The following is a 15,166-nucleotide window of genomic DNA, read 5'->3' on the forward strand; positions in this document are numbered from 1 at the left end:
AATATTTAAACCTAATTAAATAGACAATAATATGGGAGAAACTCAAGTAAAAACTGCGCATCCAAAAGGACTTTGGGTATTGTTTGGAACGGAGATGTGGGAGCGGTTCAATTTTTATGGAATGCGAGCTTTATTGACTTTATTTCTTGTAAATTCATTATTAATGAAAGAAGAGGAAGCATCATTAATTTATGGAGGTTTTCTTGGACTTTGTTATTTAACACCAATGTTAGGAGGTTTTGTTGCCGATCGTTATTTAGGAAACAGAAATTGTATTATTTTAGGAGGTTTGCTTATGGCGATTGGGCAAATGCTTTTGTTTACAAGCGGAAGTGTTTTTGAGTCTAATTTAGATCTGGCGAAAATCATAATGTACTCTGCACTTGGTGTAATTGTTTTTGGTAACGGATTCTTCAAACCAAATATTTCTAGTATGGTTGGAAGTTTGTATCCAAAACAAGAAAAAACAAAATTAGATAGTGCGTTTACTATTTTCTATATGGGTATCAACATCGGAGCTTTCTTAGGTCAGTCAATCTGTCCTTTATTGGGAGATGTTAAAGATGCAGGAGGAATTAGAGATATCCATGCTTTTAGATGGGGATTCATGGCAGCTTCTGTTGCAATGTTGTTAGGAACAATTCTTTTTTACTTCTTAAAAAATAAATATGTAGTTTCTCCAGAAGGGAAAGCATTAGGAGGACTTCCTTCTAAAAATGATGCTTCAGATTTTGAAGAAGGAGAAGCTCAAACAGCAAACTTTTCTACTAAAGCTTTGATAAGTGCAGTAGTTGCATTTGTCGTTTTAGGATTCTTTTTTCATTATGTTGTAGGGCAGAACTTGATTTATACTTTGATTTATTCAAGTGGTTTGGCTTTGGCAGGATTAATTATTTCTGATACTTCTTTGACTAAGATTGAAAGAGATAGAATTATCGTAATTTATATCGTTTCGTTCTTTATTATTTTCTTTTGGGCGGCATTTGAGCAGGCAGGTTCTTCTTTGACTTTCATTGCTGATAACCAAACAGACAGACATTTCTTCGGTTGGGCAATGCCACCGTCAATGGTTCAAATTTTTAATGGAATGTTTGTTGTGTTCTTGGCGGTTCCTTTTAGTGTTCTTTGGGATACTCTAAGGGCTAAAGGAAAAGAGCCGATTTCTCCAGTAAAATTAGCTGCAGGATTAGTAATAATTTCTTTAAGTTTCTTAATGATCGCAACTCAGGTTTCTTACATCGGAACTTCTGGACTTTTATTAGTTAAATGGCTTATTTTATTATATTTCTTAAATACATGTGCAGAGTTGTGTTTATCTCCAATTGGTTTGTCATTGGTTGGTAAATTATCGCCAAAGCGTTTTGCTTCATTATTATACGGAGTATTCTTTTTGTCTAATGCGTCAGGATATGCATTAGGAGGAACTTTAGGTTCTATCTTGCCAGCAACTGGCGATAAATTTGCAAAAGCAAAAGAACTTGGAATCGATTTACAAGCAGTTTTAGATAAAAAAATAACACTTTCAGCAGACCAATTGGCTTTGTTGGATCATCATCAAATTAGTGCGCAAAATCCAATTTTTGCAGGATTTGAAATCCATAATTTATATGAGTTTTTTATGGTTTTTGTTATCTTGACAGGTATTGCTGCAATTTTATTATTTGCTTTAACACCACTATTGAAAAAATTAATGCACGGTGTTAGATAAATGGAAAACAATATTACTTTAGAAGAAATTCAAAATTTTAAAGGCAAGTACCCAAAGCAATTATGGTACTTGTTTTTGGTTGAAATGTGGGAACGTTTTTGTTTCTACGGAATGAGAGGGGTTTTAGCTTTCTTTATGGTAGACCAATTAGGTTTATTAGAAGGAAAAGCAAATTTGCAATATGGAGCGATTCAGGCTTTTGTATATGCGTTTACCTTTATTGGCGGAATCTTTGCCGATAAAATTTTAGGTTTCAAGAAATCGCTTCTTTTTGGAGGAATTGTAATGATTCTGGGGAATTTGCTGATTGCAGCTTCACCGCATGATTTCTTTTACTACGGAATAACACTTTCTATTATCGGGACAGGTTTCTTTAAGCCAAACGTTTCTTCCATGGTTGGAGAACTGTATCACGAAAATGACGGACGTCGTGACGCAGGTTACGGATTGTTTTATGCAGGGATTAATATTGGAGGAATGCTTGGTGGTGCAATTCCTATTTATTTAGGAAAGAACTATTCTTGGAGTCTTTGCTTTCTTTCTGCGGCAATTGTTATGGTAATTGGAGTTATAACTTTTCTGCTAACCAAAAAGCATTTAGCGCCAATTGGTAACTCTCCATTAGAAAATCATGCGCCTAAAAAGCGTAATCTTTATGAAATAGCAGTTTATGTAGGTTCTTTTGTTGTAATTCCATTAGTTTACATAATGGTTATCAATTCTGATTTCACAGAATACTTTATGTATACTATGGGAATAGTAGCAGTAGGGTATTTTGCCTATGAATTGATAATGTTGAAGGATGGAAAACAACAGCGAAAACTTTTAGCAGCATTTGTATTTATTTTTGGATATTTTATGTTTATGGCAATTTCAGAACAATCAGGAGGCTCGTTGTCTTTGTTCGCAAAAGATAATTTATCTAACAAGATGTTGTTTTTTCATATTGATCCAAATGTGGTAAATAATAGTATTAACTCATTGTATGTTGTTATTTTCAGCCCGTTGGTTGGATTGTTATGGATATTAATGGCTAAGCGAAAAATTGAACCTAATACGGTTATTAAGTTTGGTTTGTCATTTGTTTTACTTGCTGCAGGTTTCTTTATTTTTTACAGTGCCAGATTTTTTGTAAATGCAGATGGATTAAGTTCTCTAGATGTTTTTGCTTTAGGATACCTTGTGTATACGCTTGGAGAATTGTGTATCGGTCCGATCGGAATGTCTGTAATCACAAAATTATCGCCTAAAAGATTGTTTGGAATGATGATGGGATTGTGGTTCTTGTCAAGTGCTTTTGGTCAGTTTGCGGCAGGAAAATTGGGAGCAGAAATATCTGATGCCAATACTGGCACTACATTAATGTCTAAACTTATCGCGTATACAGACGGATATTATCAATTAGCATTGTATTCTTTAATTGCTGGAGTTATTTTAATTGTTGCTACTCCACTAATCAGAAGGTTAATGCAAGAAGTTAAATAATCTTATTGTAATCAGTTTTTGCATAAATTTGCATAAAATTCCCATTATGAAAAAAATAGTACTTATTGCTTTGTTTTTAATCGGTGCTGCGAATCTTCAAGCACAAGAATTAAAATGGTATACAGATGTTAGAGAAGCGATTACCGCGAGTAATAAGGAGCAAAAGCCTATGCTGATGTTTTTTACGGGTAGTGATTGGTGTGGTTGGTGTATCCGTTTGCAAAATGAAGTTTTAAAGACTGCTGAGTTTAAAAAATGGGCAGCAGATAATGTAGTTTTAGTTGAATTGGATTATCCTAGAGCTGTTGCGCAGACTCCAGAGATTAAAAGCCAAAATAGCGAATTACAACAAGCTTTTGGAATTCAAGGTTTTCCAACTGTTTTCTTTACAAGTGCGGAAACCAAAGATGGAAGAGTTAATTTTAAAGGTCTCGGTAAAACTGGCTATGTGGCCGGCGGACCATCTGCTTGGTTAAATGTTGCGGAAGGAATAGTGCATCCGAAGAAATTGTAAATTTCGATATATAAATTAATTAAAAGCCTCTTACATTGTAAGAGGCTTTTTTGTTTCGTAGGAAAAACGCTTTATTTTTTTTAGCTGAATTGAGTATTTGGTATTTTATGTTTAGTAAAAAAACACATAATGTATTTTTTATGCCAATAAAAATTGGATAATTAAAATATAATGTTAATTTCGTCTTGCTAATCTAACCAAAACCAATTTATATGACTAAAAAATTACTTATCCTACTATTTTTTTTAGGTTCATTTATGACGCAAGCACAAGTAGCATGGAGAACAAACATGACAGATGCTATTGCTATAAGTAATGACCAGAAAAAACCAATGCTGATTTTATTCACTGCCTCAGGTGTACCAGAAAATCTTCAAAACGAAATCTTTAAAACACCCGATTTTGCTGTTTGGTCACGTGACAATGTGGTCTTAGTAAAATTGGATTTGTCTGATATGAATTCTTCAGATGGTGATCGTGAACAGAATTTGAAATTAAAAAATGCATTTGGGGTTCAAGATCTACCGGAAGTATGCTTTGCATTGGCATCGGTGAGAAAAAACAAAACAACATTTAGTGCTTTAGGAAAAATAGCCTACAAACCTGGTGGAGCAAAAGCTTGGATTGCAGAATCAAATGCAATTTTGCATCCATCAGAATAAACGATTTCATTCGACTTTTATTTTAATTTTTTTTAGTCCCCTTTCTGTTTTGCAGCAAGGGGATTTTTTTGTTCTAAAAATACATCAAGAATTGATGGTTTTTATTAGTGTTTGTTTCACATTTATTAAAAAAAGAACTATTTATTGCTAATTTGATTTTAATGGTTAAAAGTTGGTTTTTAATCTCTTAAAATCTTCATTGAATTCATTTTTTTGTATTATTTTAGTTTTATTAACATAACCATAACCCAAATTATATGCCTAAAAAATTACTTATCCTACTATTTCTTTTAAGTCCATTTTATATGAATTCACAAAATATAATATGGAAAACCGACATTAATGACGCAGTAGCCGCAAGTGTAGAACAGAGAAGACCATTGCTTATTTTATTTACCACCCAAGGGGTAAATTCTCAATTGCAAAATGAAATTTTTTCTACTCGTGATTTTGAAGATTGGTCTCGTAAAAATGTAATTTTGGTCAAGCTTGATATTTCAGACCCTTCTGTTTCTGACGCAGCTAAAGAGCAAAATTTAAGATTAAAAAATGCTTTTGGCATTGACGAGCTTCCGCAAGTATGTTTTTCTCAAGTTACTCAGAGAAAGGACAAAACAAATTTTAACAAACTTGGTCTTATTGGATACAACTCTTCGGGTGTAAAATCATGGATTTCTGAATCGAATTCAATTTTGAATCCAGAATAAAAAACTATAATCTATAATATCCCTTTTCTTTTGTTGAATGAAAAGGGATATTTTTTTTCAAACAGCTATTCTTCCAACACTTCTGAATTGAGTTTGAATTTGATCCATCAGCAATAACAATTTTTGGCTGTATATTTTGCAGTAATCTATCCAGATTTATTTTTGAGGTTTGAGTAAGGATTAAAATATCTGGTTTGACTTTTTCTGGAAAAATTTTAGTACTGTCAATTATTAGAATTTTGGTGTTTTTAAAATAAAGAACATTTTTAATTGTTTTGGTTTTAGCCAATTTAATGGAATTTCCTACGAGATATGAGTTTGTATTTCTGTTATTTTCAATAGTAGTATCTCTGGTAAAAAGCATAATACTTCTCCCAAAACGTTCAGAAATAAGCGTATTATTTCTTTCGTTATAAATAATTAATTCTTCTTCGTTTTCAGTTTTTATTTTAGTAAAAATAAAGGAAAGCTGAATCGTAATAATTGACACCAATACAAATGTCAACATATTAAAACTCGGTTTTTTAATCCAAATGATTGTGCCAATTATAAAGAACGAAAAGGCACATAAATGATATGAATTAAAGCTGATATCTCGAATGACAAATGAATCTACAGAAGCTACAGTATGAATCATGAGGTTTAGTAGATAAATACTTTTCTCAAAAATAAGTGTTATAAATAAAGGCGGACTGGTAAAAATAGCAATAATCATAACCACAATTCCGGCAATCATTATAAAGGATAAAACGGGAAGTATAATGATATTGGTCACAAAAAACAATCCAGGAAATTGATGGAAATAGTAGAGACATAATGGCAATGTGCCAATTTGTGCTGCAAAAGAAACCGTTAAAGCTTCCCAAATGTAAACGGTTAATTTATTCTTTGGTTTGTAAATGTTTTTTAAAATAGGCTGTAGCCAAAGAATGAAAAAAAGTGCGATATAACTTAATTGAAAACCAACATCAAATAAGAAATATGGCTCAAAAAGTAATATCAATAAAATGGAGACTAATAGAGTGTGGTAGACATTGCCATTTCTGCGCAAATGATTCCCAATTGCAAGAAATGAGAACATAACTACAGATCTCAAAACAGAAGGCGATAAACCTGAAATAATAGCAAAACCAGCCAATGAAATTAGAATACATGCTAGTTTAAAAAATGAACCTTTCTTTGTGTTTGGAATTGGTTTGAGAACAAAAGTAATAAACAGCATTATAAAGCCAACGTGAAGTCCTGAAACTGATAAAATATGCGTAGCCCCAGAATATTGGTAATCCTGAATAATATCTTGTGAAATCTCCTGTTGCTGGCCTAAAATTAATGCCAAAGCAACATTCATTTCAGGTTTGCTGAATTTTGATTTTTCAAGATTGGAAATTATCCTAGAATGCAATTTGGCACAGTAATACCAAATGTTCTTTTGAATCTCTTTGTTAACTAAAATCTCTTTTTTCTGGCAATAAATCTGTGCATAGATTTGTTTGTTGGCCAAATAGCTGCTGTAATCAAATTGATTTCGATTTTTACTTGGTTTATTTCGCTGTAGAATCGTTTCAATTTTGAGGCTGTTTCCTATAATAAGATGATTGCTACTACTATCTTTTTGAACATTTACAATTACTTTTCCAAAATAGATTTTCCCTGAAATTGCTTTTATATGTCCAATGTAACGATCGCTATAATCGTTGCTTTTTAATTTCTCTCTTAGGATTAAAGTGATAGATTGTTTTCCTTCAAATGCAGATCTGCAGTGCGTGTAATTGTCTTTTTGAAGGCTTTCTGTGTGACTAATGAGGGTAAAGGCTCCAATGCTGAAGGCTAAAACACAACTCAACATTCCGAATAGAATTGATTTTTTACTTCGTTGTAAACTCCAAATGAAAACTCCACAAAATGCGATAAAACTCAGCGAAAGCGAAAAAATAATTATCGGAATTGAAATATCAAGATTATACGAAGCTATTACGCCAAGTATAAATGAAATTGTAATTTTTACTAACGGAAACTCTAATACTTTCATGGGTTAAAAGTATTAAATATTTGTAAGAAAAATAATAAAAAAAAATATATTTTATGGAAGAACTCTATTTACCTGCTCAAAGGAGTTCTTGTAATAGGCTTCTTTCGTTGAAGAAATAATCACACCTTTTGAAGTAGAAGAATGAACAAACTTGATTTCGTCAGAATTAGCTTCTGTAATTAATCCGACGTGATTTATTTGTTTGCTTTTGTTGGTTTTAAAGAAAATTAAATCTCCTTTTTTAGCATCATTTAATGGAATAACTTTTCCAATTTTTGCCTGATCGTAAGAGCTTCTCGGAAGTTGGATGCTCTCACTTTGAAAAGTGGTATAAACAAGTCCAGAACAATCAAAACCGCTTTTTGTAGTTCCTCCTGCTTTATAGCGAACACCAATATTATCAGTCGCTTTTTCGATTAAAGTGTTAACCAAAGCTCTGTTTTCTTTTTTTGATTCGCTTTTTGTGCTGCTTTTTGAAACCGCTGTCGAAGTCGATTTACATGAAGTAAGCGCAATTGCTAAAAGCAGGAAAATTACAATTCTTTTCAAATCAGTTAATTATTTTTTTAAATCGGCAACAATGAGTTTTGCTGTGTTTTTACTCGCACCAACTCCGCCAAGTTTTTGTTCTAATATATCGTAATTATGTAGCACTTTATTGCGATAGTCTGGCTCTAATAATTTTTGAAGCTCTTCCTTAATTCGTTTTTTATTACAATCAGCCTGAATTAATTCGGTTACAACTTCCTGATCCATAATTAAATTTACAAGAGAAATGTATTTTAAAGTAATAATGCGTTTTGCAATTTGATAAGAAACTTCACTGCCTTTATAGCAAACCACTTCGGGAACTTTAAAAAGGGCTGTTTCAAGAGTTGCAGTTCCAGAAGTGACTAAAGCCGCTGTTGAAGAACGAAGCAAATCGTACGTTTTATTGGAAACGAATGCGATATTTTTGTTTTTTAGAAACTGCTGATAAAATTCATATTCCTGACTTGGAGCACCTGCAATTACAAATTCGTAATCTTGAAAATCATCAACAACACTCAGCATTACGCTCAGCATTTTTGTAATTTCCTGTTTGCGGCTTCCTGGAAGAACGGCAATAATTGGTTTTTCGCCTAAATTATGTTCTTTTCTAAATGAAGCTTCGTCAAAAGTTGGCTGATTTTGAATAGCATCAATCAAAGGATGTCCGACAAAATCTACAGGGAAATGATGTTTGTCTTCGTAAAAGCTTTTCTCGAAAGGCAAAATAACATACATCTTATCGACATCTTGTTTGATTGCCTTAATTCGGCTTTCTTTCCAAGCCCAAATTTGTGGAGAAATATAATAATGAGTTTTATAATTTAATTCTTTTGCCCATTTTGCAATTCGCATATTAAAACCAGGATAATCAATAAAAATAATCACATCTGGCTGAAACTCTAAGATGTCTTTTTTACAGATTTTAATATTGTTTAAAATCGTTTTTAAATTGAAAATCACTTCAATAAAGCCCATAAAAGCCAGATCGCGATAATGTTTTACTAAAGTTCCGCCTGCTTTTTGCATTAAGTCACCGCCCCAAAATCTAATTTCTGCTTCAGGATCTTCGATATATAATGCCTTCATTAAATTTGAACCGTGTAAATCTCCAGAGGCTTCACCTGCAATTATGTAATACTTCATGTTGGTTTTTTTGAAATGTGCTAATGTTATAATTCCGTAAAACGGGATGTTAGCAAAGATAAGATTTTAAACAATTAATGTCGAAATTGCCAATACAATCACGGCTAAAATTACGCCGCGAGCCATAAACTCCTTGTTTCTTTTTAAAAGAATAGTAAATACGGCAAGATCTAAAAGTGTTCCTAAAGTGATTATTTTTCCTAGATAGCCGTGTTCTCTAATAATTTGAAGTCCTGATGAAATGTCAAATGTTGTAAAAAAAGTGATGAACAGATAACTTCCTAAAAGAGCAGTAAAAATTCCGATTAAAAAACCGATTAGTATTTCTTTAGTCATTTAACTTCCAAGTATTAAGTTGTTGAATAGAATGGTGTGCGGTCAAGTCAAATTGTACTGGAACTACAGAAATATATCCGTTTGCCAAAGCCCATTCGTCGGTGTCTTCGCCTTTGTCTTCGTTTACAAATTTTCCGGCAAGCCAGTAATAATCTTTCCCGAAAGGGGTTTGTCTTTTGTCAAATTTCTGCGCGTAGTAGGCTTTCGCTTGACGACAAACTTTAATTCCTTTAATTTCAGATTCTTTTAATTTTGGGAAATTCACATTTAAAACCACTCCAAGAGGCAGTTTATTAGCTAAAGTTTCTAAAGTGATTTTTTTTACAAAAGATTTTATAGGTTCAAAATCGGCATTCCAATCAAAATCTAAAAGAGAAAATCCGATCGCTGGGATGCCCTCAATTCCAGCTTCTACTGCAGCACTCATAGTTCCAGAATAAATAACATTGATAGAAGAATTTGAACCGTGGTTTATTCCTGAAACGCATAAATCGGGTTTGCGTTTTAATATTTCGTTTACTGCCAGTTTTACACAGTCTACAGGAGTTCCAGAGCAACTGTATTCAGCAATGGCATCTCCGTCTTTAGAAATTTTATCTAGAAATAAGGTGTTATTAATTGTTATGGCGTGACCCATTGCACTTTGAGGCTTATCTGGAGCAACAACAATAACGTCTCCGATTGTTTCCATTACGCTGATTAAAGTTCGTATTCCTGGTGCTAAGATGCCATCATCGTTGGTTACTAATATTAAAGGTCTGTCGGTTTTCATTTTATGGATATTATGTGTAATTTTAACGCTTGTAAGATTTTAAAAACAAATAAAGTGACTGTTTATGCACGATAAGTCACAAATATTGCAAAATTTGTCAACTAAGGTAAAGAACTTTTTTGCGAATTAAACATTTTTATATCTTTAACAAAAAATTATCGTGACGTTAGCTTCCGTGGCATAGTTTTTAACGTAACTTAGATAAAAAAATTGATGAATGCTATTATAAAGTTTATGAAAAGAAATTATAAGATACTCATAGCCGTATTGTGCTTATCGCTTACATTATTTGCATTTAAGATGAATGCCGATAGGACAATCGACCCAGATCCGAACAGAGACAAGACACTTTTAGAATTACTAGCATTTGTTATTGAAAAAGGACATTACAGCCCATCAGAAATTAATGACGAGTTTTCTAAAGGTATTTTTAAAGATTATATTGAAGCATTAGACCCTTCAAAAAGATTCTTTTTACAGTCAGATATTGATGAATTTAAGCAGTATGAATTAATGCTTGACAATCAGTTTTTGGATAAAGATATTACGTTTTTTAATCTTACTTATACAAGATTGATGAAACGTATGGAAGAAAGCAAAAAACGTTACAAAACGATTTTAGCTCAGCCATTTAACTATAACGTAGATGAGACGTTTGATGCTGATTACGAGAAAATTCCGTATGCAAAAAACTTAGCGGAGATTAATGAAAGATGGAGAAAACAGATCAAATTATCTACTCTTTCTTCTTTAGTTACAAAACAAAAAATTGAAGAAGAAAAGAAGAAAAAAGATCCAGCTTACAAAGAGAAATCTTTTGAAACATTAGAAAAAGAAACACGCGAAAGCTCTTTAAAATCTCTAGATGATAACTTTAGCGTAATTAAAGATTTAAATAGAGAATACTGGTTTTCTGTGTATTTGAATTCTATTATGACTCGTTTTGATCCGCATACAAGTTATTTTGCACCAGAAGAAAAAGATCGTTTTGATGTAAACATTAGCGGTAAATTGGAAGGAATTGGAGCTCGTTTGACTAAGAAAAATGATTTTACTCAAATTGATGAATTAATTTCTGGAGGTCCAGCTTGGAAAGGAAAACAACTAGAAGCAGGAGATTTAATCTTGAAAGTTGCTCAAGGAAATGAAGAGCCTGTAGATGTTGTTGGAATGCGTTTGGATGACGTTGTGAAAAAAATTAAAGGTCACAAAGGAACTGAAGTAAAACTGACTGTTAAAAAAGTTGACGGTTCTATAAAAGTGATTTCAATCATTCGTGATATTGTAGAAATTGAAGAAACTTACGCTAAATCTAGTATTGTTGAGAAAGATGGTTTAAAATATGGAGTAATTTATCTTCCTAAATTTTATATCGATTTTGAAAATAAAGACGGACGTGACGCAGGAAAAGATATTGCTCGTGAAGTTGAAAGATTGAAAAAAGAAAACATTAACGGTATTGTTTTAGATGTACGCGATGATGGCGGAGGATCTCTTTCTACAGTTGTGGATATTGCTGGTTTATTTATCGAAGAAGGTCCAATTGTTCAGGTAAAATCTGCGGGTAAAAAGAAAGAAGTTTTATATGATAAAGATAAAAAAATCGAATGGGATGGTCCATTAGTTATCATGGTAAACAGTTTTTCGGCTTCGGCATCTGAAATTTTAGCAGCTGCAATTCAGGATTACAAACGTGGTGTAATTATCGGAAGCAAACAAACCTACGGTAAAGGAACTGTACAAAACGTATTAGATTTAAATCAGTTTGTGCGAAATGCAAACTATGGCGATCTTGGAGCATTGAAAATTACAGGACAGAAGTTTTATAGAATAAATGGAGGTTCTACTCAATTAGAAGGAGTTCATAGCGATGTTGTAATGCCAGATCGTTACGCTTACTTAAAAATGGGTGAGAGAGATATTGACAATGCAATGCCTTGGGATAAAATTGATCCAGCCGATTACAGCACTTGGACTTCTAATGAGAATTTTGCTAAAGCGATCAATAATAGTAAAAACAGAATTGCTCAAAATTCTCAATTTAAATTAATTGATGATAATGCAAAATGGATCGATGTTAAAAACAAAGAAAACGTATATAGCTTGAATATTAAAAGTTTTAAAGAAACTCAAGAGCAAGTTGAAAACGAAGGAAAAAAATACAAACCAATTTCAGATTACAAAAACAATTTGATTTTTAAATCACTTCCGTATGAAGAAGATGAAATGAAAGCAGATCCTTCTTTAAAAGAAAAAAGAGATACATGGCACCAAGCTTTATCTAAAGATGTTTATGTAGAAGAAGCTTTGAATGTATTAGATGATTTGCAAACTAAAGGTTTGGTGAAAAATACAGTTAATCCTAAAATGAAAAAGGATAAACTAGTGAAGTCTTAAGTTCGAATAGAATTTAATTTGTTAAAAAACGCTCTATAAATTTTGAATTTATGGAGCGTTTTTTTGTAAGTTTAACTTATAAAAATAGAATTATGAAAGCTTGTCTAGGTTTGATTTTAATGTGTTTTGCATTGTTTTCTTGTAAAAAAGAAAATGCAGAAATCAATGAAAAAGTAAATAACGCTGAAGCAGTTTCTTTTAAAGGAAATTCTTCTAGTGCAGATTCAGATTCTGTATATACGGTTGCTTATTTGCCAACTTCGACGACAAAACAAATTGTAAAACATCAATATTACACTTTATCTTATAATGAGAAGTTCGAGCAGGCAGAATGGGTGGCTTACGAATTGAAAAAGGAATATTTAAAAAATAATGATTTTAAAAGACCTTATTTTGTTGAAGATCCAAATGTCACGACAGGTTCTGCCGATTGGAGAAATTATAAAAATTCGGGTTATGACAAAGGGCATCTTTGTCCTGCAGGGGATATGGAGTTTAGCAAAGATGCTTATAACGACACCTTTTATACTTCAAATATTTCACCTCAGAAAAAAGAATTTAATGCTGGAATTTGGAATAGAATAGAGCAGAAGACTCGTTATTGGGCTGGAAAATACAATGATATTTATGTAGTAACTGGTGGAATTGCGAAAGAGGAAGACAAAAAAATAGGAACAGAAAAAGTTGCTGTTCCTAAGTTTTTTTATAAAATTATTTTAGCGAAAAACGGTAAAGAGCACAAAGCAATTGCTTTTTTGGTTCCAAACGAAAAAAGTGATAAATCGATCTATGATTTTGTTGTTCCAATTGAGACTTTAGAAAAAATGACTGGAATTGATTTCTTTCCGAATCTTAAAAATCTAAAAAGCAGTAAGGATTTTTAGATCTGCAATTGTTTCTGTCGGGTTTTCAGCTTTAAACACAAAGCTTCCAGCAACTAAAACGTCAGCACCAGCTTCTACTAATTGTTTTGCGTTTTTGCTTGTTACACCACCATCAATTTCGATTAGTGTTGAAGCGTTTTTACGCATAATTAAAGCTTTTAGTTTCTTTACTTTATCATAAGTGTTTTCGATGAATGATTGTCCTCCAAATCCAGGATTAACACTCATAATGCAAACTACGTCAATATCATTAATTACATCTTCTAGTAAGTCAACATTGGTATGCGGATTCATAGCTACGCCAGCTTTCATTCCTTCTGCTTTAATTGCTTGAAGTGTTCTGTGTAAGTGGGTGCAAGCTTCGTAATGTACGGTTAATCCATTTGCTCCTAAATCAGCGAAAGTTTTAATATATCGATCAGGATCGATAATCATTAAATGTACATCGATATATTTTTTTGCGTGTTTTGAAATGGCTTCTAAAACGGGCATTCCAAAAGAGATATTTGGAACAAAAACGCCATCCATAATATCGATATGAAACCAATCGGCTTGACTGTTATTGATCATTTCGACATCACGCTGTAAATTACCAAAATCTGCAGCTAATACAGAAGGAGCTATAAATGTATTTTTCATTGTAGTATGTTGTTTTCTTTACAAAGATAATTTTTTTTAACCGCAAAGAGCGCAAAGAAATACGCAAAGGCCGCAAGGTTTTTTATTCTATGTAATGTTTGTTGGTTATAAAGTTCGCAAAGCTTTGTGAACTTTATATTCAAACTAAGCTTTTTTATAATTGTAGCGTATTTTGCGTATTTCTTTGCGCTCTTTGCGGTAGAAAAGCTTTTTAGCTAAATAATAAAAATAAAAAACTCCGGTAATCAGCCGGAGTTTCAATCATCAATCAAAAAACGAACAGTCAATCAAACTGTTGTTTGCGGTACAAGGTTTCATGTTGCATGTTTCAAGTTACAAAAGCAACCTGAAACTTTAAACCTGAAACAAATATTATTTATCCTAAGTATGTTTTAAGGATTTTACTTCTAGAAGTGTGTTTCAATCGACGGATTGCTTTTTCTTTAATCTGACGAACACGCTCACGAGTTAGGTCGAAAGTCTCACCAATTTCTTCAAGAGTCATTGGGTGTTGGTCACCAAGTCCAAAATACAAACGAACAACATCAGCCTCTCTTGGAGTTAGTGTTTCTAAAGAACGTTCAATTTCAGTACGAAGAGATTCGTGAATTAATTCTCTATCTGGATTTGGAGACTCGCCAGAACGTAATACGTCATAAAGGTTAGAATCTTCTCCTTCAACAAGAGGAGCATCCATAGATAGGTGACGTCCAGAGTTTTTCATAGACTCTTTTACGTCGTTTACAGTCATGTCAAGTTCTTTTGCAATTTCCTCAGCAGAAGGCGGACGCTCGTTAGATTGCTCTAATAAAGCATACATTTTGTTGATTTTATTGATAGAACCAATTTTATTTAATGGTAAACGTACAATACGAGATTGTTCAGCTAAAGCTTGAAGAATCGATTGACGAATCCACCATACAGCGTAAGAAATGAATTTAAAACCACGAGTCTCATCAAAACGTTGAGCCGCTTTAATTAAACCTAAGTTTCCTTCATTAATTAAATCCGGAAGAGTTAATCCTTGATTTTGATATTGTTTAGCCACAGATACTACGAAACGTAGGTTGGCTTTTGTTAGTTTTTCTAAAGCTCTTTGATCACCAGCCTTTATTCTTTGTGCTAATTCTACCTCTTCATCAGCGGTAATTAGGTCAACTTTTCCAATTTCTTGTAGATATTTATCTAACGATGCAGTTTCACGATTAGTTACCTGCTTGGTGATTTTAAGTTGTCTCATGTTGTTGTCTCCCTATTTTTAAAGTGTACAAATAGTTATACGTAAAGAGTATCGAAAAAGTTACAATTTAATAAAAATATTTTTAAAATAATTCAAAAAAAACAAAAACCTGCCTTTAT

At 32.6% G+C, this 15,166-nt stretch carries 14 protein-coding genes; 7 read left to right on the forward strand and 7 right to left on the reverse strand.

All coding sequences use genetic code 11. The annotated features are described in order from the left end of the window. Nucleotides 1–31: 31 nt before the first annotated feature. The 5 genes from QLQ96_RS06925 to QLQ96_RS06945 all read left to right on the forward strand — a co-directional run bounded on the left by QLQ96_RS06925 (nt 32) and on the right by QLQ96_RS06945 (nt 5,076). Nucleotides 32–1,708 (forward strand): peptide MFS transporter, encoded by a 1,677-nt coding sequence (locus tag QLQ96_RS06925; RefSeq protein WP_482495802.1) that lies wholly within the window; start codon nt 32–34, stop codon nt 1,706–1,708. Then, nucleotides 1,709–3,193 carry a peptide MFS transporter gene (locus QLQ96_RS06930; protein WP_482495803.1) on the forward strand — a complete coding sequence of 495 codons (1,485 nt, stop codon included), beginning with the start codon at nt 1,709–1,711 and terminating at the stop codon, nt 3,191–3,193. It abuts the gene before it with no gap. Between the two features lie 46 nt (nt 3,194–3,239). Beyond that, nucleotides 3,240–3,707: a thioredoxin family protein gene (locus QLQ96_RS06935; RefSeq protein ID WP_482495805.1), complete on the forward strand. Its 468-nt coding sequence runs from the start codon at nt 3,240–3,242 to the stop codon at nt 3,705–3,707. A gap of 212 nt (nt 3,708–3,919) precedes the next feature. Continuing rightward, nucleotides 3,920–4,369 (forward strand): thioredoxin family protein, encoded by a 450-nt coding sequence (locus tag QLQ96_RS06940; RefSeq protein WP_482495807.1) that lies wholly within the window; start codon nt 3,920–3,922, stop codon nt 4,367–4,369. Nucleotides 4,370–4,626: 257 nt separating this feature from the next. After that, on the forward strand, nt 4,627–5,076 hold the full coding sequence (locus QLQ96_RS06945) for a thioredoxin family protein (protein ID WP_482495808.1): 450 nt from the start codon (nt 4,627–4,629) through the stop codon (nt 5,074–5,076). A gap of 4 nt (nt 5,077–5,080) precedes the next feature. On the opposite strand, the gene QLQ96_RS06950 is transcribed toward QLQ96_RS06945, so the two are convergent. From QLQ96_RS06950 to surE, 5 genes are all read right to left on the reverse strand, one after another. Further along, the gene (locus tag QLQ96_RS06950; RefSeq protein WP_482495810.1) at nt 5,081–7,105 is read right to left on the reverse strand and encodes a ComEC/Rec2 family competence protein; all 2,025 of its coding nucleotides are present in this window, start codon (nt 7,103–7,105) and stop codon (nt 5,081–5,083) included. Nucleotides 7,106–7,156: 51 nt separating this feature from the next. Then, nucleotides 7,157–7,654, reverse strand: a complete 498-nt coding sequence (locus QLQ96_RS06955; protein WP_482495812.1) for a C40 family peptidase — start codon at nt 7,652–7,654, stop codon at nt 7,157–7,159. Between the two features lie 9 nt (nt 7,655–7,663). Next, entirely contained in the window at nt 7,664–8,779 is a 1,116-nt protein-coding gene (gene lpxB / locus QLQ96_RS06960) for a lipid-A-disaccharide synthase (RefSeq protein ID WP_482495814.1), read from the reverse strand. 66 nt (nt 8,780–8,845) lie between these two features. Continuing rightward, complete coding sequence (locus QLQ96_RS06965; RefSeq protein ID WP_482495816.1) at nt 8,846–9,115, reverse strand: hypothetical protein; 270 nt, start codon at nt 9,113–9,115, stop codon at nt 8,846–8,848. Further along, on the reverse strand, nt 9,108–9,887 hold the full coding sequence (gene surE / locus QLQ96_RS06970) for a 5'/3'-nucleotidase SurE (RefSeq protein ID WP_482495818.1): 780 nt from the start codon (nt 9,885–9,887) through the stop codon (nt 9,108–9,110). Before surE ends, QLQ96_RS06965 begins: the two co-directional genes overlap by 8 nt. Before the next feature lie 213 nt (nt 9,888–10,100). Here surE and QLQ96_RS06975 point away from each other — a divergent pair, with 213 nt between their 5' ends. Both QLQ96_RS06975 and QLQ96_RS06980 read left to right on the forward strand, forming a co-directional pair. Continuing rightward, on the forward strand, nt 10,101–12,284 hold the full coding sequence (locus QLQ96_RS06975) for a carboxy terminal-processing peptidase (RefSeq protein WP_482495819.1): 2,184 nt from the start codon (nt 10,101–10,103) through the stop codon (nt 12,282–12,284). 92 nt (nt 12,285–12,376) lie between these two features. Continuing rightward, the gene (locus QLQ96_RS06980; RefSeq protein ID WP_482495821.1) at nt 12,377–13,168 is read left to right on the forward strand and encodes a DNA/RNA non-specific endonuclease; all 792 of its coding nucleotides are present in this window, start codon (nt 12,377–12,379) and stop codon (nt 13,166–13,168) included. On the opposite strand, the gene rpe is transcribed toward QLQ96_RS06980, so the two are convergent. Both rpe and QLQ96_RS06990 read right to left on the reverse strand, forming a co-directional pair. Next, nucleotides 13,145–13,807: a ribulose-phosphate 3-epimerase gene (rpe, locus tag QLQ96_RS06985; protein ID WP_482495822.1), complete on the reverse strand. Its 663-nt coding sequence runs from the start codon at nt 13,805–13,807 to the stop codon at nt 13,145–13,147. The two genes, QLQ96_RS06980 and rpe, sit on opposite strands and share 24 nt — an antisense overlap. Before the next feature lie 376 nt (nt 13,808–14,183). Continuing rightward, on the reverse strand, nt 14,184–15,047 hold the full coding sequence (locus QLQ96_RS06990; protein WP_007804760.1) for a sigma-70 family RNA polymerase sigma factor: 864 nt from the start codon (nt 15,045–15,047) through the stop codon (nt 14,184–14,186). Between the last annotated feature and the right edge of the window lie 119 nt (nt 15,048–15,166).

The sequence above is a fragment of the Flavobacterium sp. B167r genome (assembly GCF_056824315.1).

Excerpts from the sequence above, each read along its gene's own strand:
- QLQ96_RS06925 (WP_482495802.1), top strand. The coding sequence starts at position 32 with ATGGGAGAAACTCAAGTAAAAACTGCGCATCCAAAAGGACTTTGGGTA.
- QLQ96_RS06930 (WP_482495803.1), top strand. The coding sequence starts at position 1,709 with ATGGAAAACAATATTACTTTAGAAGAAATTCAAAATTTTAAAGGCAAG.
- QLQ96_RS06935 (WP_482495805.1), top strand. The coding sequence starts at position 3,240 with ATGAAAAAAATAGTACTTATTGCTTTGTTTTTAATCGGTGCTGCGAAT.
- QLQ96_RS06940 (WP_482495807.1), top strand. The coding sequence starts at position 3,920 with ATGACTAAAAAATTACTTATCCTACTATTTTTTTTAGGTTCATTTATG.
- QLQ96_RS06945 (WP_482495808.1), top strand. The coding sequence starts at position 4,627 with ATGCCTAAAAAATTACTTATCCTACTATTTCTTTTAAGTCCATTTTAT.
- QLQ96_RS06950 (WP_482495810.1), bottom strand. The coding sequence starts at position 7,105 with ATGAAAGTATTAGAGTTTCCGTTAGTAAAAATTACAATTTCATTTATA.
- lpxB (WP_482495814.1), bottom strand. The coding sequence starts at position 8,779 with ATGAAGTATTACATAATTGCAGGTGAAGCCTCTGGAGATTTACACGGT.
- QLQ96_RS06965 (WP_482495816.1), bottom strand. The coding sequence starts at position 9,115 with ATGACTAAAGAAATACTAATCGGTTTTTTAATCGGAATTTTTACTGCT.
- surE (WP_482495818.1), bottom strand. The coding sequence starts at position 9,887 with ATGAAAACCGACAGACCTTTAATATTAGTAACCAACGATGATGGCATC.
- QLQ96_RS06975 (WP_482495819.1), top strand. The coding sequence starts at position 10,101 with ATGAATGCTATTATAAAGTTTATGAAAAGAAATTATAAGATACTCATA.
- QLQ96_RS06980 (WP_482495821.1), top strand. The coding sequence starts at position 12,377 with ATGAAAGCTTGTCTAGGTTTGATTTTAATGTGTTTTGCATTGTTTTCT.
- rpe (WP_482495822.1), bottom strand. The coding sequence starts at position 13,807 with ATGAAAAATACATTTATAGCTCCTTCTGTATTAGCTGCAGATTTTGGT.
- QLQ96_RS06990 (WP_007804760.1), bottom strand. The coding sequence starts at position 15,047 with ATGAGACAACTTAAAATCACCAAGCAGGTAACTAATCGTGAAACTGCA.